We start from the raw sequence: 21,511 nt of genomic DNA, 5'->3' as shown, positions 1-21,511 counted from the left end.
GGAAGAGACATTATTTGTCTCAACTGATCCGTGGAGAAGGGAGCCGTCAGAGCAGGCAAGCAGGGACAAGAACCGTGACGGCGGAGAGGGGCCGACCCTGAGGTTCAGGAGAGGAAGGTCAGCGCTCGCTGCACTAACTCCGCCGCCGTCCCGTCATCACGCAAGCCCAGCCTGCGCGCAATGCGGTCATCGAGCACGGGATAGCGGCCAAAGACCGCCTCCACCGGCTCTTGCGGGGCATAGCGCACGAGCGCATTGCCATCAACGCCATACAAGGCCGAGAGCGTTTCGACCACTTCCTGCATGGACAGCCGCAACACCGGCAAGGCCCAGGTGCGGTCCATGTGGCCTTCCGTATCCAGCAGCGGATCCATGGTCGCCGCATGCAGCAGGTTTTCTGCACAACGTTGCGCCGACATCCACCACGCGGTCGCTTGCGGCCCCACCGGCAGGGTCACTGATTCACCTGCGGCCAGTGCATGCAGCAGTTCGCTCATGAAGGCCGAGACCAGTCCGGATGCAGTGCGCGGGCGGGCCACGATGCCCGGCAAACGCAACGAACGACCATCGAGCACACCGCGCCGCGTGGCATCGGCCAGCAGGATTTCGCAGGCCCGCTTGTGGGCGCCATAGATCAAGGCCGGTCGCGTGGGCGTCGTCGGAACGACCGGGTCGGGCAAGGGCGTACCGTACACCGCGATGGTGCTGGCATACACCACCACCGGCGCTGCACTTGCTGCGGCCCTGCCCTCAGCCAGCAAGTTGAACAGATCGAGCGTGGCATCCAGGTTGACACGGCGGCTCAAGGCCGGATCGGCTTCGGCCGCGCCACCCGGAACCGCGGCCAGATGAAAGCAAAGATCAGCACCGAACTGCGCCAGACGTGACTGCACCTGCGCATCCTGCAATTGACCCTCGATACCTTCAACGGTATCTGGCAGCGATGGCAAGCGCTTGTCCATGGCCGCCAGCCGCGCAATGCGTCGCGTGCCGACCTGCCCCGTCTGCTGCAGCAACCGCAGCAGGGTCGCGCCGATGAAGCCGCCCGCGCCGGTGACCAGGACCTTCATGCTGCCCGCACCACGCGCTGTTGCACGATGCCGAAGGGACCGGCACTGCCATCCTCGTAATGCGCCTGCATGCGCACCTCGTCGCCGAAGTGCATGAAGCCGGTACGGATCTCGCCGTGATCGATCTTCTCGATCACGCGCCGCTCGGCGATGCAAGCCGAACCGGCCGCGCGCGCAACATTGGAAACGGTACCCGAGCCAATGATGCAACCCGCCGTAAGACGGCGGCTGTGCGCCGCATGGGCAATCAACTGACCGAAGGAAAAATTCATTTCGCCGCCGTGCGGTTCGCCAAAGCGCGCGCCATTCCATTGCACATGCAAGTGCATGTGCACACGGCCATCGCGCCAGGCCATGCCCAGTTCATCGGGCGTGACGGCAATAGGTGCAAATGCCGTCGAGGGCTTGGCCTGCAGGAAACCGAAACCGGTCTTCATCTCATGCGGGCCAAGTGCGCGCAGGCTCCAGTCATTGAGCTGCACCACCAGGCGCACGGCCTGCAGGGCCTCGTCCGGTGTCGCGCCCATGGCGACCGGGCCGACCACCACACCGAACTCGCCCTCGAAGTCGATGCCTTCGGCTTCCGAGCGCAGCGGCACGTCCTGCTGCGGCCCGAGGAAATCATCGCTGGCCCCCTGGTACATCACGGGAACGGTATCGAAATACGGAATCGGCGGCGTCTTGAAGGCTTCTTCCATCAAGCGTCCGTGATTGAGGAAGGCGGATGCGTCCAGCCATTGCGGTGCGCGTGGTAGCGGTGCCATGCACAGCTGCGCATCGAAGCTGATGACACCCTCGGCCCGGCCTTCATTGAGGGCCTCATAACGCTCGGTCAGTGCAGGCTTGACCTCGTCCCAGCGTGCCAGCGCATCGATCAGGGTGCGCGCAATCTGCGGCACCGGCAAGGCAGTGGCGGCATCACGCGCGACCAGTACCAGCGCGCCATCAGGCGAGCCGTCGCGCAGGGTAGCGAACTTCATGGCTTATGCTCCCTTGCCCAGTTGCGCGGCAATGGCCGGGTCATACTCGCCATCGACCAGGATGAACAGCATGCGGCAGGGCTTGCCCGAACGATTGGCCCAGGCGTGGTTGGTGCCGCGCTGTACCACCACGCTGCCGGGTTTCAGGGCAACTTCGCCACGCTCCAATACCAGTGTCATCTCGCCTTCGATGACGATGCCGTAGTCCACCGATTCGGTCCGGTGCATCAGCGGGTGCGGGGAGTCGGCCTGCACGGTGGAGGCCGAAGCCTCGCCGATCTGGCTGAAGGCTTCGTGCATCTTGCTGTTGCCGCTGGCAAGGAATTCCTCGGTATCGGCCGGGATGTCCACGAAACGCATGCGCGTGCCGCGTTCAGGCGGTGACAGGACCAGCGCTCCCAGGGTGGGATCAGCCCCATTGTCCACACGTGCAGGCGTGGCGCCGGTACTCCAGACTTCATGGAAGAGCGTGCCGGGAATGGCGGCCACCTCCACGACGGTGGGCAGCGGGCCGTCGCTGCTGACGATGGATCGGCCTTGTGCATCGTGGCCGGTGACGACGCGGTGTATCGGGGGGAAGGACATCATGAGCTCCATGGAAATGCTGGTCGTGCGTGAATCTGCTGATGGCTGCCAGGGTGGCAGCCGGGTTCAGCCTTCGTCGAAGATCGCTACCGCGCGGGTCCACCCGGCGCTGGCGCCACGAATCTTGTGGGGAAAGCAGCTGATGGTGAAGCCGTGCGCAGGCAAGGCTTCGAGGTTGTGCAGCTTCTCCAGGTGGCAGTAACCGATATCGCGACCGGCCTTGTGGCCCTCCCAGATCAGCGCCTTGTTGCCGGTCTCGGCCACGCGCTGTGCGGTATAGGAGAAGGGTGCATCCCAGCTCCAGGCATCGGTACCGGTCAGGCGCACACCGCGTTCGAGCAGGTACATGGTGGCTTCGTAGCCCATGCCGCAACCGGCACCGAGATAGTCGCGATGACCGTAGCGCGATCCGGCGCGGGTATTGACCACGACGATATCGAGTGGCTGCGGCACGTGGCCGATGCGCTTGAGTTCAGCGTCCACGTCGGCGGCGGTGGCCACATAGCCATCGGGGAAGTGACGGAAGTCCAGCTTCACGCCGGCCTGAAAGCACCATTCCAGCGGGACTTCATCGATGGTAATGGAGGGACGTGCGCCCCCGTTCCTGGCATCCTGCGTGGAGTGGAAATGCCAGGGTGCATCCAGGTGCGTGCCATTGTGCGTGGTCAGCGTGACCCACTCGGCAGCGGCGGCTTCGCCATCGGGATAGTCCTCGGGCTGCGTACCGGGCAGCATGGCCATGAACTCGGGCAGGGTATCGGCGTGCTTCTGGTAAGTGATCTTCGGTGCCAGGGGCGGCGGGTCGGAGAGCACGTCGTTTTCAAGGTAGATGGACAGGTCGACGAAACGATGACGCCGACGCGCTTGCGGGGATACGGTCATGCCAGGGCCTCCTGGGGTTGAACGGCGACCGCACGTGGCAGTCGCGAGAAACAGATCGATGCACTCACGCCCAGGAGCAGGGCCACCGGTCCCAGGCTGCCATAGCCCCAGCCCTGCACCAGCGTGCCGCCGAGGATGGGGCCGATGGCCGCGCCCGTCATGAGCATGGCGGGCGTGGCGGCCATGGCGCGACCGCTGCGGTCCAGCCGGGCCATGAGGCCAAAGGCAAAGGTGTGCGTGAAGATCATCACGGCAGCAAAGACCGAGGCCGCCGCGGCATAGGGTGCAAAGCGTGCCGAAGTCATGATCACCACCACCAGCAGCGCCTGCACCAGCGGGCCGGCCATGAGTACGCTGCGGGCCGGCAGCCGTTTTTCCAGCAGGGCCGCCAGCGGCGCGGGCAGGAGATTGACGAAGCCCAGCGCGATGAGCACACCCGTGACCGCTTGCAGTCCGAATCCGCGATCACTGCCCACGCGCTCCAGGAAACTGAACGTCATCGATTGCACCAGACCCATGCAGGCAATGCCGGCAATGCCGTACCACACCTGGCGTGGCACCGGCTGGCGCGGCGCAGCCACGCGGGCCGTGCCATCGGTCTCGGCACGCGGAAACGCCAAGGCGCAGGCCAGCGCCCCCACCGCCATCACGCCCGCAAACAGGTAAAACAAGGCAGCGCCCCCGAGGCTGGCGATGACAGGCGGTGCACTGCCCAGGAACAGGATGGCGAACACGCCCAGCGCGATGCCGACCAGTGCAAAACCGCGATGCGGATTGCTGCCCCGCGCGATGGTGCCATGCGTGACGCTCAGGGAAAGACCGGTGGTCAGCCCGCACACCGCATGCAGCAAGGCCAGCAGCAGGTAATGTTGGGTCTGCGCGGCCAGCGCAAAGAGCACCGCCGACAGGCCAAAGCCGATGGCCGCCTTCCAGCGCGCCGTTTCCGGATCGAAGCGCGGGGCCAGCACGGCACTGGCCAGTACCGCGCCGCCCAGGAACAGCGACGCCAGCAAGCCTGCCTGACGCGCATCGAAGTGGTAATGCGCCACCAGCGTGCCGACCCAGACGGGCAGCGAGACCAGGTCGATCATGCCGGCACAGTGGGCCAGCATCAGCGCAGCCAGGGCGCGCTTGGAATAGGTCGTGATCATCTTGTCTCCTCGCGTCGTACGCGGATTGCAGAACCGTTAATCGTTTATATTTTTTATATTCTTTATGGATGTCAGATGGGCTGGACCAGTGCCGCATGCGACTCGCGCATGATGCGGGAATGCTCTTCCTTGTCGCCGCCCTCGACCTCGATCTCGCCCAGCCGCGCCGAGTTCTCCACCACCATGCGGCAACGTTCCCAGCGGCGCTCCTCGAAGGCTGACAGGGCCAGTGGTACGCTGGTGTTGCGCGCCAGTTCGTCGGCCAGCACCAGGGCGTCTTCGATACCGATACAGGCTCCCGAAGCCAGGTGCGGCGTGGTGGCATGGACCGCATCACCGATCAACACGACACGTCCCTGGTACCACGGACGCGGCAGCAGCAGACCTTCCAGCGGACGGAAGATGATGCGCGCGTTGTCATCGAGCTGGTCACGGATGGTCTTCAGGACCGGTGCACTGAAATCTTCCAGCAGGCCGCGCAGACGCGCCACGAAGCTGGCCGGATCAAGGTGCTCGTTGACCGGGCGCGGCTCGGTCACGAAGAGGTACATCTCGTCCTTGGAAACCGGATTGACGCCGGGCTTGATGCGCGGCCCCATCCACATGGTGCAGGTGGTGATCTCTGCCGGACGTGGCAGGATGGCGCGCCATACCGCCTGGCCGCTGTAGCGCGGTTTGGGTGCGTCGGGGAAGAGCTGGGCGCGCAGCTTGGAGTACAGGCCGTCGGCACCGATCACCAGATCGTAGCGACGGGTCTGGCCGTCGCTAAAGTCTACCTCGACCTCGTCACCGATCTCGCGCACGGCAGTGAAGGTGCAGCCCAGGCGCACATCGGTACCGGCTGCGCGGGTGGCATCGGCCAGGATGCGCGCCAGTACCGGACGCAGAATGGCGCCGCCGCCAGGGACATCGGGCGAGGCCAGGCGCGGCGTGGGCAGTTCGGCGATCTGCGGTCCGTGCGGCAGGCACAGGCGCACGCCGTCACCGGCCGCACCTTCGCGCAAGAAGACATCGAGTACGCCCAGTTGTTTGAGGGCACGCAGCGTGGCCGGGCCCAGGCTGATGCCGGCGCCATAGTTGCGCCACTGGGCATCCAGTTCCACCAGGTCGACTTGCGCGCCACGGCGGCGCAGATCGATGGCGGCGGACATGCCGGAAAAACCGCCGCCGATGATGAGGATGCGTTGGGCTGCGAGTGTCATGGTGTCTCCTGAATCTTGTTCTTGAAAGGGTTAAGCATCGGCGCCGGTGGCCAGGTGCAGGCCGCCGTCGTCGTCGAGGCGCAGCGCCACCGGCGTGAGCGTATCGCCCAGGCAGGGGCCGAGGGTGCAGACGCCAGTGAGCGGATCGAACAGCGCACCATGTGCGGCACAGACCACGTGCTGGCCGCTGGCGTCGAGATAGGCATCGCGCCGCCACGGTAACGGGGTGCCGTGGTGCGGGCAGCTGTCACGCCAGGCGCGGATCTGGTCGCCCCGCCGCAACAGGAAGATGGTGGCCTGCCCGGCCCCGTCGGTATCGAAACCGCGTGCACCGTCTTCGGGCAATTGCGTGACATGACACAGGTACATGGCCGTCTCCCCGCGCGGATCAGCGTGCGGCGCCCGGCGGCGGACCACTCGGCGCCCACTTTTCGCGGTACTGGAACAGGAACAGTTGCGAGGCATCCGCGCCCATCGGCGCTTCGCGCGCGGCCCACTGTTCGTCGTGCAGGTCCATGTCGGCATCGTATTCGACGTGGCAACCCAGCGGTGAATTGAAGTACCAGAACCAGTTGCTGCCAAAGCGATGACGCCCCGGCCCCCAGAAGCTCTGGTAACCCTTCTCGACGAAACGGGTGCCGGCCAGCAGCACTTCGGTCGGACCGCCCATGTGGAAGGTGAAGTGTTCGCAGCCTTTCATGAAGGGCGGGGTCTGGATCATGAACAGGGTATGGTGGTCCTGCGTACCCGCGGGACGCAGGAAGGGACCCACGCCGGTGAAGCGGTCGGTACAGACGAAGCCCAGGCGCTGATAGAAAGCCTCGGCCTTGGCGGCGTCAGGAACGAAATACACCACATGCGACAGCGTACGCGGCAGGGCCTGCACATCGGCGGGCAAGCCCAGCTGGTTCGGTGCGCGCTGGGCATCGCCAGGACCATTGACGCGTTCGGACGGGATGGCAAGCGGGCGGCGTACGGTGACCTGGAAGGCCAGCGCGAAACCCATGTCGTCGACGCTGCGCACCACGCCATCGCGGCGGCTGACCTCGCGGTCGCGGCGCAGTTCGGTTTCGATGGCATCCAGCGTGGCGTTATCGGCCACGCCATAGACGGTCTCGCGCAGCAGGCTGGCGGTCGCCATGGGCGGTGGCAGGGTGGCATCGTCCTTGGCGCGCAGCACGATGGCGGTACCGTCGAGGGCTTCGTAACGGTCATGACCGACATCCTTCAAGCCATAGTCGATCAGGTATTGGCGGCAGGCGGGCAGATCGTCCACGCCAAAGACCAGGGCATCGGGTCCAATGATGTTCATGCGGATTTCCTTGTGATTGACTCGGTGTTGTGTCGTAGCGTCGTGCGCATCAGGCCTTGGTGCGCCCGCCCAGGGTCTCGGCCACCCAGTCGGCGATGACGTGGCCGGCGTTGATGGAGTTGTCGAAACTGGCGTGCTGCGCGCCGCCTTCGCGATCGGTGAAGACCTTCAATTCGCGCTTGGGGCTGTTGACCAGTTGTTCGTAGGTGCGGTGCGCCCACTTCAGGGGAATCTGGGTGTCCTTCTCGCCGTGGGTGACCAGGAAAGGCACGCGGATCTTCTCGACCACGCCATCCAGATGCACGTCTTCGGCGATGCGCATGAAGTCGTCGATATCCTTGGCGCCCCATACCCAGCTGACGTGCTGCCAGTAATGCGGCACGGGGAAATCGCCCTCTTTTTCCAGGCGCTTTTTCTGTACATCGCGCCAGTCGTGATTGGCTCCCCATACCACGCCACAGGCAAAGCGCGGCTCCATGGCCACCACGCGCGGGCAGTAGTAACCGCCCAGGGAGACGCCTTCACAGCCGATGCGGCTGGCATCCACATCATCACGCTGCTCCAGCCAGTCCACCACGTGACTTGCCCAGTGCTCCGCATCGAAGCGCGCGGTCATGCCATGCAGACGCAGCGCTTCGCCGGTGCCGGGCTGGTCGATCACCAGCGAGGACACGCCGCGCTCGGCCAGCCAGCCGGGCAGGCCGACCAGGTATTTCATTTCCTTGGTCGAATCCAGGCCATTGAGCTGCACCAGAATCGGGGCCGGACCTTTGACCTTGTTGGCGCGTACATACAAGCCGGAGATGACCTTGCCTTGATAGGGAATCTCGACCCGCTCGCAGTTCTCGCCGGCCAGGGTGATGCCGCGCTGGAACACCTCCAGGAAGCGCCGATACAGTTCCAGCCGACCCGGCGCGCCATGCGCCTGCAGGCGTTCGCAGGTCAGCAGGTAGCTGGCCGCACGCTTGTACTTGGCGCCTGCGGAAAGCAGCCGGCCGCGTACTTCGTCTTCGGCGGCCAGGCTGCACAGCTTTTCTGCCATGTCCGCCCAGGTGGCGCGGAAGGCAGCGGTGCCTTCGGCGTCAGGCTGTTTGGCCGCCTCCTGCAAGGGGGCGCACATGGCTTCGATTTCACCGATGCGCGCGCCCATCTCGATGGCGAGGTCGACGGAAAGATTCCAGACATAGTTCGTCGGGAAGTAACGGAACATGGTGTAACTCCTTTGATGATGAGTGATGCCCGGCGAGGCCGGCGCCGGCTCAGCGCGGGCCGCCCAGCCACAGCGGCATGGCGAAGTTGATCCAGACGGCATTGCTCTTGGTCGTATTGGCGGCATACAGACCGCGCTGGTAGTTCATGTTGATGCTGTAGGTACCGGCGTTGTAGGCCACCGTGGGGCCCATGGCGAAGCTGCGGGAGCGATTGCCGGTGATATCCGCGCCGTTCTGGCGATCATCGGTGAACTGGTTCAGGTAGGAACCGGTAACGCCCACCTTCCACTTGCCGAAGTTCCAGCCGCCGATGAAGTCGGCCACATAGGCCGTGCCGGAGCGGTAGTTGGTATCGCTGTTCTTGTCATTGAAGAGCAGGCGGTTGGAGATGCCCAGGTCCAGTCCGTCCGGATCGTTGTGGCGGATCGCCAGCACCGGCTGGTAGGAGTTGTAGCCCACTGCCACACTGGTCCGCTTGGCATCATAGGAGCCGGTCTTGAGCGCGAAGTCGAAGCCGAAGGTGACATTGGTATGTGCGGCGACATCCCAGCGCAGCAGCAAGGGCGTGAAGGTGATGTTGGACAGACCGCTGTGATTTTCGCCATGGCCGGCCACTTCGGTATGCAGCGAGACCACCGGCAGCACCAGTTGGGAATACACCTTGGCCCCCATCCATTGCACACCGTAGGAAGCCAGCAGGCGCGTGGTGGCCGAGTAGACATCCGTCTTGAAGGGGATAGGACGCTTGTTGCCGTTGTTGTCGTAGAGTCCGTCGGCACTGCTGTAGTTGAACTGCTGCACCGCGAACAGGCCCGCAATGGGCGGCAGGGCGGCAATGTATTCACTGGTGGACCCGGTGGGGAATGGCGAAACACCCCCTTCGAAGGCTTGCGCGGACTGCATGCTGGCAGCACCGATCACGGCCAGGGTGGCCAGGACGGCACGATTGCCCAGCCGCCGGGCTGGTACGGTTCCTCTCTTCACTGCTGTCTCCTTGTCTCCTACCCTGCCTGGCTTGTTGTTCGCCGTCGCGGCGTCTTGTCGGGGCCAGGCTCAACAGTGGCGCAACCAATGCGCCACCAGCTTGCCGTGCCAGCCTTTTCTCGTGTCTGTCTGCGAGGCCGTGCAGCGGTTGGGTGAAGATTAAGGTTGTGGTTGATATTGATCAAATGGATTGTTTTGATTCATGATATGGACGGGATCAATACATGACCGCGCCCTGCAAGCCTTGCACAGAAGAAAGGCCGGCCCCCGACAACGGAGACTTATTCATGCGTTTCAACAAGCTCGACCTCAATCTGCTGGTCGCCCTGGACGCCTTGCTGACCGAACTCAACATCAGCCGCGCCGCCGAGAAGATCCACCTGAGCCAGTCCGCCATGAGCAATGCACTGGGGCGCCTGCGCGAGTATTTCGATGACGAGTTGCTGATCCAGGTCGGCCGCCGCATGGAAGCCACGCCCCGTGCCGAAGTGCTGCGCGACGCGGTCAACGATGTGCTGCGGCGCATCGAAGGATCGATCGCGGCCAAGCCGGCCTTCGTGCCGGCCGACTCCCATCGGGAATTCCGCATCTCGGTGTCGGACTTCAGCCTGAACGTGCTGATCCCGCGGGTGATCGCACGAGCCCACGCCGAGGGGCCGCAGATCCGCTTTGCGCTCATGCCGCAGGTGCAGGACCCGACCCGCTCGCTGGACCGGGCCGAAGTCGATCTGCTGGTATTGCCGCAAGAATTCTGTACGCCTGATCATCCTGCGGAGGAAGTGTTTCGCGAACGTCATGTCTGCGTGGTGTGGCGCCACAGTCCGCTGGCCAAGGGCAAGCTGACGCTGGAGCGCTACATGGAGGCCGGTCATGTGGTGATGGTGCCGCCGGGTGCCAATGCCTCGTCGGTGGAAGCGTGGATGGCCAACAAGCTGGGCTTTGCACGGCGGGTGGAAGTGACCAGCTTCAGCTTTGCTTCCTGCGTGGCACTGGTGCAAGGGACCAACCGCATCGCCACCGTGCATGGCCGGCTGGCGCGCAGGCTGGCGGCGCAGTTGCCGGTGGTGTTGAAGGAGAGCCCGCTGCCGCTGGCGGAGATGCACCAGATGATGCAGTGGCACCGCTATCGCACCAATGATCCGGGCATCGAGTGGTTGCGGCAGGTGTTCCTGGAAAGTGCGAGGGAGATGGACATGGAAATGGCTTGATGAAGCAGCCTGAGCCATTTCGATAATCAGTATAAATTATTTATATCAACCAAGTTTTTTAAAAAAAATACCCTGCTGCCTTTCAGCAGCAGGGTATTAGATGCAACTCACAACTAAGTACGTGCAGATCAGTACTAAGTACGTGCAAATCAGAAATCGACCTGTGCCGACAGCACCAGAGTGCGCCCCGATGCCGTGCCGACATAACCGTTCTGCATCAGCCAGTAATTCTTGTCGAACAAGTTTTCGATGTTGGCGCGATAGGTCACGACCTGCCCTGCCGTTCGGGTGATGTAGCGCGCACCGATATCGACGCGGGTCCATCCCGGCACCTTGAGCTTGTTCTCGTTGCTGTACCACATCGAGCCGGTACGGGTGACGCGGGTATTGAAGGCCAAGCCTTGCAGCCAGGGCGCATCCCAGTCCAGGCCGAGATTGAAATTGCTGTTGGGGATGGCGCCGACATCCTTGCCGTCATTGGTGCCATTGTCGGTGTGGTACTGCTTGGCATCGAAGAAGGTGCCGCTGGCATTGAAGCGCAGGCCGCGCCGTATTTCACCATAGGCCGCCAGTTCCAGTCCGCGCACGCGGTTGCGGCCATCCTGGGTGGTGGTGCTCACGCCATTGACCAGCGTGGTGCTGGAATTGGCCTGCTCGATCTGGAATACGGCGGCGGTGGTGGTGATGCGGCCCCAGTCGACCTTGGCCCCGGTTTCCACCTGCTTGGACTTGTAGGGCGGGAAGAGCTGGTTGGGATTGCCGTCGCTGGCCGAAGTGAAACCACCGGCACTGAGCGCCGCCGTGTAGTTGGCATAGAGCGAGACGTTCTGCACCGGCTTGACGACCACACCCAGTACCGGCGAGATGGCGGTCTTGTTGGAGGTCTGGGTGGCATCGACCAGGCTGTGCGAATAGACCTGTTGACGGCGCAGGCCGACGATGAAACGCAGGCGGTCATCGGCCAGCGACAGCGTATCGGTCAGGGCAAGGCTGGTCAGGCGTACCTGGCTTTGCGGCGTGGGCTGGCCGCGTGCACCGGTAATGGCGGCCAGCGCCACCGGGCGATACAGGTTGGAGGTGACGCTGCTGCTTTCGGAGAGGTAGAAATAATCGGTCTGCTGGTCCAGCATGTTTGCGCCCAGCATCACGGTGTGCTTGATGCCACCGGTGTTCAGGCGCGCGCGCAGGCCCACATCGGCGGAGGTGGAGACCACCTTCTGGTCGTAATAGCCATTGGAGAGAGTCCCCGTATCACCGGCTGCATTGAGGATGGTGGCGCCGGGAAAGCTCTGGTAGGAGCTGGCCTCGTGATAGCCCACGGCACCGTAGGCGGTGAGCTGGTCGTTGATGTCGTATTCCAGGCGCGTGGTCACGGCCTTGTCGTCCGATTGCAGGGTGGTGCCCGGGTAGAGGTTGGTCTTGCCCGAGGGCGCTTCCGGCATGACCAGGCTGCTGACGCTGAATTGCGGGCGGAAGTTGCGCGCGTCTTCATGCTGGGTATACGCATCCAGGCTCCAGCGCACGCGGCCACCGTTGTAGTCGAGCCCGACCGAGCCCATGCTCTGCTGCTGATTGCTGCCGGACAGGCCGGTATTGCCATCGGCATAGAGGGCATTGACGCGGATGCCCCATTCCTGCTGCTCGCCGAAGCGACGTCCGAGGTCGGCCTTCACGCCGAACTGCGAATTGGAGAGATAGGTGGCCGTGACGCTGGAGACCGGATCTTCATGTGCCCGCTTGGGGATCAGGTTGACCGCCCCGCCGACCCCGCCGGCCGGCCCCATGCCATACATCAGCGTTCCCGGCCCTTTGAGTACTTCGATGCGCTCGACCATGGAAATGGGCATGCGTGTAAGCGGCACCATGCCGTAGAGTCCGTTGAAGGCCACGTCATTGGCCGACATGGTGAAACCGCGAATCTGGTAGCTGTCGCCGAAACCGCCATTGCCATTGGTGTTGCGCACTGAGGCATCGTTGGTGATGACGTCACCGATGGCGCGCGCCTGCACATCCTCGATGCCTTGCGAGGTGTAGTTGGTGGTGCTGAAGGGCGTATCCATGACGCTGGCCGTGCCCAGCACGCCCAGGCTGCCGCCACGCGCCACCAGGCCACCGGCATAGGGCGCGGTGGGGTCGGCGCTTTCGGTGATGGTGACGGTGGGCAGGACGGCATTGGCATTGCTGCCGGTGATGCCTGCGGGGGCCATCACGGTGTAGCTGCCATCGGCATTGCGGATGGCTTGCAGGGGCATGCCGGCCAGCAGCGCGGCAAAGCCTTCGGCCACGGTATAGCGGCCGGACAGCCCCTTGCTCTGGCGCTCGCGCGTGAGGGCCGGATCGAAGGACAGCAGCACGCCGGCATGGCGGGCGAAACTGTTGAGGCTCGGGTCCAACGGCCCGGCGGGGATGTCGTAGCTCTGGCGTTGGGTGTCGGTGGCTTGCGCCTGAACAGCCGCCATGGGGCTGGCCAAAGCGGCCAGTATCGCCAGTCGGGACAAGGTCGGACGCGAGGGGAAGCGGGTTCGGATGGTCATGGATCTCGTTGGGTGATTAGCTGAAGAGGACTTGCTCTCTGGTAAACCGAACGAGATCCAAAAACCTGCAGAAAAAAATGAAAATGATTTACGCCAATGCCTGCATCAGGTGGCATCCCGTGGTCGCAAGGTGATCCAGTAGTCCGTGAAGGAATCGACCCGCACTGGCAAGGTCCGGGCGATCGCGGCCAGGATGCGGGCGGGCTGGTCGAGCGGAAACACGCCTGAGATCGGCAGGCTGGCGACCGCAGGATCGCAGCGCAGCCTGCCAGGCAGGCTGCGCTCCAGCTCGGCCACCAGTTGGCCCAGGGGCATGTGATCGGCGATGATGACGCCCTCGATCCAGGCGCTGGCCTGCTCATTGGCCGGGGCGAGACTGCCGACCAGTCCTTGCGCATCGAACAGCCCCTGTTGCCCGGCGTCCACGCGTACGGCCGCGTGCTCATCATGAGCACGGAATTCCACCGCGCCCTCATAAACAGCCAGGCGCATGCCCTCCTGCGCATCACGCAACTGGAAGCGCGTGCCCAGCGCGCGCGCCTGGCCCAGTCGGGTCTGCACCAGCAAGGGCCGATAGGGGCGATCACGTTCATGTCCCGTGCTGATGAGCACTTCGCCGCGATACAGGTGCAGCAGGCGCCGCTGCTGGTCGTAATCCGCATCCACGGCGGTGGCGCTGTTGAGTTCCAGCACGGTGCCGTCGGCCAGCACCACGCGGCGCCGTTCACCGGTGCCGGTAGTGTACCCGGCCATCCACGCCTGCCATGGCGCCAGGCGCGCAGCGCTGGTGGCCAGCAGCCCGGCACCGATCGTCATGCACAGGGTCTTGAGGGCGAAGCGGCGGTTGTGGCGGGTACGGGCAGGACTGGCGCCGATGCTGCCATGGGCCAGAGTCGCGGGCAGCGTGGCGATCCGTTCGCTGAGGCACTGCAGGCGCTGCCAGGCCAGCTCGTGCTGCGGGCATTGAGCCCGCCAGCGGCGGCAGGCTTGCTGGTCGTGGTCGGTGGCGCTGCCCGATTGCAGTCTGACCATCCAGTCGATGGCGGCCATGACGATGTCCTCGCTCGGCGGGCTGATGTCAGCGGCCATACTGCAGGCGGTAACAGGCGGTGAAGGCGCGCCTCATGTATTGCTGCACCGAACTGAGCGAGACCTGCAGACGGGTCGCGATCTCGGCATAGCCCAGGCCATCTAGCTGGGACAGCAGGAAGGCACTGCGCACCTTGGGGGGGAGCGCGGCCAGCATGGCGTCGACTTCGTTGAGGGTTTCCAGCACCAGCAGTTGCGCTTCGGGCGAGGGCAGATGCTCGGGCGGCATCTGCGCAAGCATCTCCAGGAAGGCCGCTTCCAGCGCACAGCGGCGGAAATGGTCGATCATCAGGCCGCGGGCGATGGTGGCCAGCAGCGCGCGCACTTCATCGAGGGTGAAGTCGCGGCGCGCCACCATCATCTTGACGAAGGTATCCTGGGCCAGGTCGGCGGCCAGGTCGGCATTGTCGGTGCGACGGCGCAGCCACCCCAGCAGCCACCGGTGATGCCCGGTGTAGATGCCAGCGATGTCTTGATGACGGGAAGATGCAAGGTCGGCCATGACCGCAAGAAAATGAAATGAGAACGTGTCTCATTATAATCTTGAAATGCGCTGACGGGGCGGCCCGGTTTTTGGTCGATATGAAACAAAAAGCCCCGGCACCAGGGCCGGGGCTTGTCACAGCGGCTTCATCCGGTACCGTCATGGAACCGGATGTGAAGCTTGTTGCTTACTTCACCACGCTCAGCAGGGTACGCTTGCCACCCTTGTAGGTGTACAGGGTCAGGGTGCCGTTGAGGATGTCGCCCTTGGAGTCGAAGGCGATTTCACCGGTCACACCCTTGTGGTGGATCTTGGCCAGGAACGGCAGGTAGACCTTGGGATCCGACGAGCCAGCCTGCTGCATGGCATCAGCCAGGGTCATCAGCGCATCGTAGGTGTACGGTGCGTAGATCACGACGTCCTGGTTGAACTTCTTCTTGTAGGCTGCCTTGAAGTCTTCCAGCGGCTTCTTGCCGGCTTCGGTCACGCCACCGGCTTCGGCGCAGACCACTTCGCTGTCCTTCAGGCCGGCACCGGCCAGGGCCGGCAGTTCGGTGGTGCAGATACCGTCACCGCCCATGAACTTGGCCGAGATACCCAGCTGGTCCATCTGGCGCAGCATCGGGCCGGCCACGGCATCCATGCCGCCGAAGAAGACCAGATCCGGCTTCTTGGACTTGACCGAGGTCAGGATGGCGTTGAAGTCGGTGGCCTTGTCGGTGGTGTACTGGGTTGCCACGATGGTGGCACCGGCAGCCATTGCGCTCTTGCGGAATTCTTCGGCCACGCCTTGACCGTAGGCGGTGCGGTCGTCGATGACGGCCACGCTCTTGCCCTTGAGCTCATTGACGGCATAGCGGCCCAGCACGCCACCAAGCTGACCATCGTTGGCCACCACGCGGAAGGCGGTGTTGAAGCCCTGTTGGGTGTACTTGGGGTTGGTGGCCGACGGCGAGATCTGCGGGATGCCGGCGTCATAGTAGATCTTGGAAGCCGGGATGGTGGTGCCGGAGTTCATGTGACCGACCACGCCCTTGACCTTGGCATCGACCAGGGCCTGAGCCACGGTGGTGGCTTGCTTCGGATCGGAAGCGTCATCCTGGGCCACCAGCTGGAAGGTGACCTTCTTGCCGGCGATCATGAAACCCTTGGCGTTGAGTTCGTCCACGGCCATGCGGGCGCCGTTTTCGTTGTCCTTGCCGATGTGCGCGTTGGGACCGGTCAGGGGAGCGACGTGACCGATCTTGATGACTTCTTGTGCTTGCGCAGCCCCTGCGAATGCGAACGCTGCCACCAGTGCCGTAGCGACAGGAATCATTTTGATTTTTTGCATGAATTGCTCCTATTACTTCCAATGAAAGATTGAAAACGCAGTTCGTTGTGCCATTTGTTATGTGCACTGACCGATCCTGAGCGCCATGTGGACGGTGCCATGATCGGAAAGCGCCGCAGCGCCTCCCAGTCGCTGACCGGTTCTTGCTTGCGGACTCTGCTACTGCAAAAAACGAGCCATGCCTTGCAGCATCTCGACTCGGGCGCTTTCCGCATGGTCATCCCCGGTTAAAAAGGGACGGAGCCACAGCAGGCAAGCGGCCCGGCCAAAGCGCCAGGCCAGGCGGGGCAGCTCCTCCGATACACCGCCCCGCCGGGCAGAATACACCGTAATGGTGCGGCTGGGAGAGCGAGTTCCGTGCCAACGCGGTTGTTCATTCATATCGCACGTTTTATGCACTTTTTTGAATCGAAATGCGAAGGAGCGCACCAATAAGGGTGGGCGACCGGAAGAAAACTGCACTTGAAACTCAGGCAGACTACCCCGGAAACCTCAGTCCACGCGCAAATGATCCTGCAAAATGAGAATTTTCATTCATTTGCCGCAGATTCCGGCCTTGATGCGCTGATCGAACCCGTCAGTGAGGAGCCGCCATCAGGAACCTTCCATGGCGGCCCGTTCACGACGCGTCTTTCGCAGGCGCTGATCAGAATGCGTAACGCCCCTGCACGTACAAGGTACGCGGCGCGCCCACCAGCTTGCCAGGATTGCCGTCCACGGTGCGGGTGAAGTAGCGGTGATCGGTCAGGTTGTTGATGCCGGCGGTGACATCAAGCCCCTTCCTGCCTGGGACCTTCCAACTTGCCTGGGCATGCCAGAGGCGGAAACCCGGGATTTCCCCGAGGCTGCCGTCGGTGCTTTCGGCCAGGGTGTTGGCTTCATCGGCGAACTGTCGGCTCTGGTGCGTCGTCGACAGGCTCACACCCCATGGGCCGGACTTGAAGCGTGCGCCAAGCGTATCGGTCGTACGGGCATAGAACGGCAGGTCCTTGCCGGGGTTGCTGCCCGACTTCTGCAGGGCCCGGGTGTAGGTGTAGTTGGCAAAGACCGACCAGCCCTGCAACGGACCTTGCTGGTCAAAGGTATAGTCCGCTGCCAGTTCGATGCCATCGTGCCGGGTCTTGCCGATGTTGCGGAAGACACTGGGATTGGTTCCCTGGACGGACACGATCTGGTTGTCAAAATCGAGGTGGAACAGCGTCGCTTCGGCAGACGCCTGCGCACTCTTCCAGCGCGCGCCCGCTTCCATTGTCCTGTCCAGCTCCGGGGAGAGCGGATTGGCCGAGGACATGGTGTTGAGTTGCGAATTCTGCACCACGCCGAAGGAGGTGTTGTAGTTGCTGAACAAGGTCAGTTGCCCGGTCAGCAGGTAGGCCACATTGATGGAGGGCAGCGGCTTGTTGCTGCCGGTCTCGTAGGATGCCTTTTTATTCACGTCAACTCGGGTCGACCTGACGTGCTCGAAGCGCAGGCCCGGGGTGATGCGCCACTGGCCGAAGGCGATCTTGTCGTCGATATAGCCGGCGTGAGCATCGGTACTGTTGCGGAACTGGGCAAATCCGCTCAGTGCGCCGGTGCGCACTGACTCGTTATAGAGGTTGTCGTCGCCACGCTCGCGGACATGGCGATAGCCGACCGTGACATCGTGCGTGACGCTGCCCCAGGCAAGGCGATGCGTATAGCGTGGCTCGATGCCGAGGGTTTCGTAGTTGCGCGGTTGATGCGAGAGCTGCACCCGGGCGGCATTGATCAAGGTACTTTGGCGGGTGGCCTGGTTGAAATAGCTACGGATCTCGAACTCCTGATGGTCCGATATCGTGTTGAGGTAACCCAGGTCGAAGCCTTTGCGGGTGCCGCTCCAGTTGTCGCGCGGGCGTGTGTTCTGGAACGGATCGGCGGCGTACTGCGCCGTGGTCAGCCCGCCCGGCGTGCGACTCATCACGTCGTAGTAGTTGAACTTGGCGTAGAGTTCGGCGCTCGGCGAGAGGGTGTAACGCATCTTCAGCGCAAAATCATTGAGGTGCTCGTCACTCTTGTCGCGCCATCCGCGGCCATCCTGCCCCGAGTAAAGAAAGGCCATGCCGATGCCGTTGTCGTTCTGGCCGCCGGCGAAGGCCGTGGTCTGCGTATTGCCCCCACCCTGACCGTAACTGTTGTAACGCACCGAGGCATCGCCGGAGATGCCAGTGGTTGCCGGGATGGAGCGCGTCTTGAAGTTGATGACGCCACCCACGTTCTGCGGCCCGAAGCGCACGGCCCCGCCACCGCGGACGATGTCGATGGATTCGATGTTGTTCAGACTCAGTGGTGCGAAGGACAGTTGCGGCTGTCCATAGGGCGCCACCGCCATCGGAATGCCGTCCAGCAGGATGGTGGAGCGCGGCGAGAAGCGCCCGGTCAGTCCCCGCACGCCAATGTTGAGGGCGATGGCGCTGCCTGCCGTGCCGGCGTTGTCGCTGGACTGCACGCCGGGGATGCGGCGCATCACATCGCCGATGCTGATGGCGCCCGTGCTGTCGATCTCCTGCTTCTTGACCACGGAACGCGCCCCCGGATAGGTCCTCACGCTGCTCTCCAGACCGGTGCCGAGCCAGTCGCCACTGACCTGGATGGGCTCCAGGCCGGACTGCACCTGGGCCGCGGCCGGCTGCTGTGCCAGGCTTGCCAGTGGCCAGCCGAGCATGGCCAGCGAGACGAGGGTTGAGGTGGCGATGCGTAGATCGTGCGCAAAAAGCAAAGTGGCCTGACTAGTCTTCATAACATTTCGGTCCAATAAAAATATTGGCGAACCTCCGCCGTTTATTTCTTGTTTCTTGTTGAAAAAAGGAATCTTTCGGGCAGACACCCGAAAGGAGGCGGAATAGTAATGATTCGTATTAAGTCATGCGCATTTTTCGGGGCGTTTGATAATTATTCTGATTAAGCCTCGAATTTTTTTGAGCTCCGGACTGCCCTGCGGCAGCGGAAAACCTCAGGCATGGCCATCGACGCCTTGAAAATTCCCCGCCCCATCCCTATACTTAGCACTCGTCACGGCAGAGTGCTAACAGCACCGCCGGACGCAATCCCCTTTTTCTTGCGGTGAGGTTTGCTGCATTTGGAAGAAAACCGTTGCAGGCTACGCCGCAATCAATGCTAACTTATTGAAAATTAAGGAGTTCTCATGAATCTTCGCCCTTTGCACGATCGCGTTATCGTCAAGCGCCTCGACCAGGAAACCAAGACTGCTTCCGGTATCGTTCTGCCTGACGCAGCGACCGAAAAGCCGGACCAAGGCGAAGTCCTGGCCGTCGGCAACGGCAAGATCCTGGAAGATGGCAAGGTCCGTCAACTGGCCGTGAAGGTCGGCGACCGCGTTCTGTTCGGCAAGTACTCCGGCCAGGCCGTGAAGGTCGATGGCCAGGAACTGCTGGTCATGCGCGAAGAAGACCTGTTCGCCGTCGTCGAGAAGTAATTCGGCATCCGGCCTTCCTTTTCCTTCTATATAGATAGAGAAAATCTGAAGGCCTGCGGCAGCAAGACAGCAGCCGGCGCCCCTGAAATTTCAGTCGCGCGCCAGGCTATATGAACTGAACCGAATTTCTGGAGAATCCAACATGGCAGCAAAGCAAGTTATTTTCGGCGATGAAGCACGCGCCAAGGTCGTCAACGGCGTCAACATCCTGGCCAATGCAGTCAAGGTCACCCTGGGTCCCAAGGGCCGCAACGTCGTGCTCGAGCGCAGCTTCGGCGCCCCGACCGTGACCAAGGACGGCGTTTCCGTCGCCAAGGAAATCGAACTGAAGGACAAGCTGGAAAACATGGGTGCCCAGCTGGTCAAGGAAGTCGCTTCCAAGACCTCCGACAACGCCGGTGACGGTACCACCACCGCCACCGTGCTGGCGCAAGCCATCGTGCGCGAAGGCTTCAAGTACGTCGCCGCCGGCTTCAACCCGACCGACCTGAAGCGCGGTATCGACAAGGCTGTCACCGCCATCGTCGGCGAAGTGAAGAACCTGGCCAAGCCCACCACCACCTCCAAGGAAATCGCTCAAGTCGGCTCGATCTCGGCCAACTCCGACGCGGACATCGGCGACATCATCGCCAAGGCCATGGAAAAGGTCGGCAAGGAAGGCGTCATCACCGTCGAAGACGGCAAGTCGCTGGAAAACGAACTGGACATCGTCGAAGGTATGCAGTTCGACCGCGGCTACCTGTCGCCGTACTTCATCAACAACCAAGAGAAGCAGATCGTCGCCCTGGACAATCCCTTCATCCTGCTGTTCGACAAGAAGATCTCCAACATCCGTGACCTGCTGCCGGTGCTGGAACAAGTCGCCAAGGCTGGCCGTCCGCTGCTGATCGTGGCTGAAGACGTCGAAGGCGAAGCCCTGGCTACCCTGGTGGTCAACAACATCCGTGGCATCCTGAAGACTGCTGCCGTCAAGGCTCCTGGCTTCGGCGACCGCCGCAAGGCCATGCTGGAAGACATCGCCATCCTGACTGGCGGCCAAGTGATCGCCGAAGAAGTCGGCCTGACCCTGGAAAAGGCTACCCTGGCTGAGCTGGGCCAAGCCAAGCGCGTTGAAATCGGCAAGGAAAACACCACCATCATCGACGGCAACGGCGAAGCCGCTGGCATCGAAGCACGCGTGGCAATGATCCGTACCCAGATCGGCGAAGCCACCTCCGACTACGACCGTGAAAAGCTGCAAGAGCGCGTGGCCAAGCTGGCTGGCGGTGTTGCACTGATCAAGGTTGGCGCTGCCACCGAAGTCGAAATGAAGGAAAAGAAGGCCCGCGTCGAAGACGCCCTGCACGCTACCCGCGCTGCTGTTGAAGAAGGCGTCGTGCCTGGCGGTGGCGTGGCCCTGCTGCGCGCTCGCGCCAACGTCAAGGACCTGAAGGGCGACAATCCTGACCAGGAAGCCGGTATCAAGATCGTGCTGCGCGCCATCGAAGAACCGCTGCGCCAGATCGTCTTCAACGCCGGCGACGAGCCGTCGGTGGTGGTGAACAAGGTGCTGGAAGGTTCGGGCAACTTCGGCTACAACGCTTCCAACGGCACCTACGGTGACCTGGTGGAACTGGGCGTGCTGGATCCGGCCAAGGTGACCCGTTCGGCCCTGCAGAACGCTGCCTCCGTGGCCAGCCTGATCCTGACCACCGACGCCCTGGTGGCCGAAGTGGCAGAAGACAAGCCGGCCGGCATGCCTGGCGGCATGGGTGGTATGGGCGGCATGGGCGGCATGGACGGCATGATGTAATTGGCCTTCCGGCTGCGGGCCATGCGCTGCATGGCCTGTGCTGCAAGTGAAAAACCCGCATCAGCGATGATGCGGGTTTTTTCTTGTCCTGCGCTCGGACCGGCTCCCTTGCGCCATCACCAAAACGATGCCAAGGCCCTTGCGTACCCGCGCTGTCAGGAAAGCCGCTCAGCGCACTCTGCGCCGGCACCATGTGTCGTCACGCACCGAGGTATAAAAAAAACCCGCATCCTTGCGGAT

The 21,511-nt window shown here is 62.9% G+C and carries 18 protein-coding genes; 3 read left to right on the top strand and 15 right to left on the bottom strand.

What is annotated here, in order from left to right; all coding sequences use genetic code 11:
* Positions 1 to 104 precede the first annotated feature (104 nt).
* The 10 genes from GWL_RS01795 to GWL_RS01750 all read right to left on the bottom strand — a co-directional run bounded on the left by GWL_RS01795 (position 105) and on the right by GWL_RS01750 (position 9,296).
* Positions 105 to 1,070: an NAD-dependent epimerase/dehydratase family protein gene (locus GWL_RS01795; protein WP_008326045.1), complete on the bottom strand. Its 966-nt coding sequence runs from the start codon at positions 1,068 to 1,070 to the stop codon at positions 105 to 107.
* Positions 1,067 to 2,050, bottom strand: a complete 984-nt coding sequence (locus tag GWL_RS01790; RefSeq protein WP_008326044.1) for a fumarylacetoacetate hydrolase family protein — start codon at positions 2,048 to 2,050, stop codon at positions 1,067 to 1,069. Before GWL_RS01790 ends, GWL_RS01795 begins: the two co-directional genes overlap by 4 nt.
* A 3-nt stretch (positions 2,051 to 2,053) precedes the next feature.
* Positions 2,054 to 2,635, bottom strand: a complete 582-nt coding sequence (locus tag GWL_RS01785; RefSeq protein WP_034349905.1) for a cupin domain-containing protein — start codon at positions 2,633 to 2,635, stop codon at positions 2,054 to 2,056.
* Positions 2,636 to 2,701: 66 nt separating this feature from the next.
* Positions 2,702 to 3,517, bottom strand: coding sequence for a cyclase family protein (locus tag GWL_RS01780; protein ID WP_008326042.1), 816 nt, complete (start codon positions 3,515 to 3,517; stop codon positions 2,702 to 2,704).
* Complete coding sequence (locus tag GWL_RS01775; RefSeq protein ID WP_008326041.1) at positions 3,514 to 4,668, bottom strand: MFS transporter; 1,155 nt, start codon at positions 4,666 to 4,668, stop codon at positions 3,514 to 3,516. Before GWL_RS01775 ends, GWL_RS01780 begins: the two co-directional genes overlap by 4 nt.
* Positions 4,669 to 4,739: 71 nt before the next feature.
* Positions 4,740 to 5,870 (bottom strand): FAD-dependent oxidoreductase, encoded by a 1,131-nt coding sequence (locus tag GWL_RS01770; RefSeq protein WP_008326034.1) that lies wholly within the window; start codon positions 5,868 to 5,870, stop codon positions 4,740 to 4,742.
* Positions 5,871 to 5,900: 30 nt separating this feature from the next.
* Positions 5,901 to 6,239 (bottom strand): Rieske 2Fe-2S domain-containing protein, encoded by a 339-nt coding sequence (locus tag GWL_RS01765; RefSeq protein WP_008326003.1) that lies wholly within the window; start codon positions 6,237 to 6,239, stop codon positions 5,901 to 5,903.
* A gap of 19 nt (positions 6,240 to 6,258) precedes the next feature.
* Positions 6,259 to 7,182 (bottom strand): VOC family protein, encoded by a 924-nt coding sequence (locus GWL_RS01760; RefSeq protein ID WP_008326002.1) that lies wholly within the window; start codon positions 7,180 to 7,182, stop codon positions 6,259 to 6,261.
* A gap of 49 nt (positions 7,183 to 7,231) precedes the next feature.
* Positions 7,232 to 8,392: a S9 family peptidase gene (locus GWL_RS01755; RefSeq protein WP_008326001.1), complete on the bottom strand. Its 1,161-nt coding sequence runs from the start codon at positions 8,390 to 8,392 to the stop codon at positions 7,232 to 7,234.
* 49 nt (positions 8,393 to 8,441) lie between these two features.
* Positions 8,442 to 9,296 carry a transporter gene (locus tag GWL_RS01750; protein ID WP_050978060.1) on the bottom strand — a complete coding sequence of 285 codons (855 nt, stop codon included), beginning with the start codon at positions 9,294 to 9,296 and terminating at the stop codon, positions 8,442 to 8,444.
* Between the two features lie 368 nt (positions 9,297 to 9,664).
* Here GWL_RS01750 and GWL_RS01745 point away from each other — a divergent pair, with 368 nt between their 5' ends.
* Positions 9,665 to 10,585 (top strand): LysR family transcriptional regulator, encoded by a 921-nt coding sequence (locus GWL_RS01745; protein ID WP_008325999.1) that lies wholly within the window; start codon positions 9,665 to 9,667, stop codon positions 10,583 to 10,585.
* Positions 10,586 to 10,734: 149 nt separating this feature from the next.
* Here GWL_RS01745 and GWL_RS01740 read toward each other — a convergent pair whose 3' ends face one another.
* From GWL_RS01740 to GWL_RS01720, 5 genes are all read right to left on the bottom strand, one after another.
* The gene (locus GWL_RS01740) at positions 10,735 to 13,119 is read right to left on the bottom strand and encodes a TonB-dependent receptor (protein WP_008325998.1); all 2,385 of its coding nucleotides are present in this window, start codon (positions 13,117 to 13,119) and stop codon (positions 10,735 to 10,737) included.
* A gap of 105 nt (positions 13,120 to 13,224) precedes the next feature.
* Positions 13,225 to 14,208 (bottom strand): FecR domain-containing protein, encoded by a 984-nt coding sequence (locus GWL_RS01735; protein ID WP_008325996.1) that lies wholly within the window; start codon positions 14,206 to 14,208, stop codon positions 13,225 to 13,227.
* Positions 14,198 to 14,710: a sigma-70 family RNA polymerase sigma factor gene (locus GWL_RS01730; RefSeq protein ID WP_008325991.1), complete on the bottom strand. Its 513-nt coding sequence runs from the start codon at positions 14,708 to 14,710 to the stop codon at positions 14,198 to 14,200. The genes GWL_RS01735 and GWL_RS01730 overlap by 11 nt, the downstream gene beginning before the upstream one ends.
* A gap of 169 nt (positions 14,711 to 14,879) precedes the next feature.
* Positions 14,880 to 16,025, bottom strand: coding sequence for a branched-chain amino acid ABC transporter substrate-binding protein (locus tag GWL_RS01725; protein WP_008325990.1), 1,146 nt, complete (start codon positions 16,023 to 16,025; stop codon positions 14,880 to 14,882).
* 646 nt (positions 16,026 to 16,671) lie between these two features.
* Complete coding sequence (locus GWL_RS01720; RefSeq protein WP_008325969.1) at positions 16,672 to 18,783, bottom strand: TonB-dependent siderophore receptor; 2,112 nt, start codon at positions 18,781 to 18,783, stop codon at positions 16,672 to 16,674.
* A gap of 405 nt (positions 18,784 to 19,188) precedes the next feature.
* Between GWL_RS01720 and groES the strand changes: the two genes are divergently transcribed.
* Positions 19,189 to 19,479 carry a co-chaperone GroES gene (gene groES / locus GWL_RS01715; RefSeq protein ID WP_008325967.1) on the top strand — a complete coding sequence of 97 codons (291 nt, stop codon included), beginning with the start codon at positions 19,189 to 19,191 and terminating at the stop codon, positions 19,477 to 19,479.
* A 142-nt stretch (positions 19,480 to 19,621) separates the two neighbouring features.
* On the top strand, positions 19,622 to 21,271 hold the full coding sequence (groL, locus tag GWL_RS01710; RefSeq protein WP_008325965.1) for a chaperonin GroEL: 1,650 nt from the start codon (positions 19,622 to 19,624) through the stop codon (positions 21,269 to 21,271).
* The last annotated feature ends 240 nt before the right edge of the window (positions 21,272 to 21,511 follow it).

Source organism: Herbaspirillum sp. GW103, assembly GCF_000261365.1.
GTDB lineage: Bacteria > Pseudomonadota > Gammaproteobacteria > Burkholderiales > Burkholderiaceae_D > Herbaspirillum.
Note: the sequence above shows the minus strand (reverse complement) of the source record. Positions and strands in the feature narration are given on the sequence as shown.

Coding starts and splice junctions, on each gene's coding strand:
- GWL_RS01725 (WP_008325990.1), bottom strand. CDS start 16,025: ATGCAAAAAATCAAAATGATTCCTGTCGCTACGGCACTGGTGGCAGCG.
- GWL_RS01760 (WP_008326002.1), bottom strand. CDS start 7,182: ATGAACATCATTGGACCCGATGCCCTGGTCTTTGGCGTGGACGATCTG.
- GWL_RS01745 (WP_008325999.1), top strand. CDS start 9,665: ATGCGTTTCAACAAGCTCGACCTCAATCTGCTGGTCGCCCTGGACGCC.
- GWL_RS01730 (WP_008325991.1), bottom strand. CDS start 14,710: ATGGCCGACCTTGCATCTTCCCGTCATCAAGACATCGCTGGCATCTAC.
- GWL_RS01795 (WP_008326045.1), bottom strand. CDS start 1,070: ATGAAGGTCCTGGTCACCGGCGCGGGCGGCTTCATCGGCGCGACCCTG.
- GWL_RS01755 (WP_008326001.1), bottom strand. CDS start 8,392: ATGTTCCGTTACTTCCCGACGAACTATGTCTGGAATCTTTCCGTCGAC.
- GWL_RS01780 (WP_008326042.1), bottom strand. CDS start 3,517: ATGACCGTATCCCCGCAAGCGCGTCGGCGTCATCGTTTCGTCGACCTG.
- groL (WP_008325965.1), top strand. CDS start 19,622: ATGGCAGCAAAGCAAGTTATTTTCGGCGATGAAGCACGCGCCAAGGTC.
- groES (WP_008325967.1), top strand. CDS start 19,189: ATGAATCTTCGCCCTTTGCACGATCGCGTTATCGTCAAGCGCCTCGAC.
- GWL_RS01720 (WP_008325969.1), bottom strand. CDS start 18,783: ATGAAGACTAGTCAGGCCACTTTGCTTTTTGCGCACGATCTACGCATC.
- GWL_RS01750 (WP_050978060.1), bottom strand. CDS start 9,296: ATGCAGTCCGCGCAAGCCTTCGAAGGGGGTGTTTCGCCATTCCCCACC.
- GWL_RS01765 (WP_008326003.1), bottom strand. CDS start 6,239: ATGTACCTGTGTCATGTCACGCAATTGCCCGAAGACGGTGCACGCGGT.
- GWL_RS01785 (WP_034349905.1), bottom strand. CDS start 2,635: ATGTCCTTCCCCCCGATACACCGCGTCGTCACCGGCCACGATGCACAA.
- GWL_RS01770 (WP_008326034.1), bottom strand. CDS start 5,870: ATGACACTCGCAGCCCAACGCATCCTCATCATCGGCGGCGGTTTTTCC.
- GWL_RS01740 (WP_008325998.1), bottom strand. CDS start 13,119: ATGACCATCCGAACCCGCTTCCCCTCGCGTCCGACCTTGTCCCGACTG.
- GWL_RS01735 (WP_008325996.1), bottom strand. CDS start 14,208: ATGGCCGCTGACATCAGCCCGCCGAGCGAGGACATCGTCATGGCCGCC.
- GWL_RS01790 (WP_008326044.1), bottom strand. CDS start 2,050: ATGAAGTTCGCTACCCTGCGCGACGGCTCGCCTGATGGCGCGCTGGTA.
- GWL_RS01775 (WP_008326041.1), bottom strand. CDS start 4,668: ATGATCACGACCTATTCCAAGCGCGCCCTGGCTGCGCTGATGCTGGCC.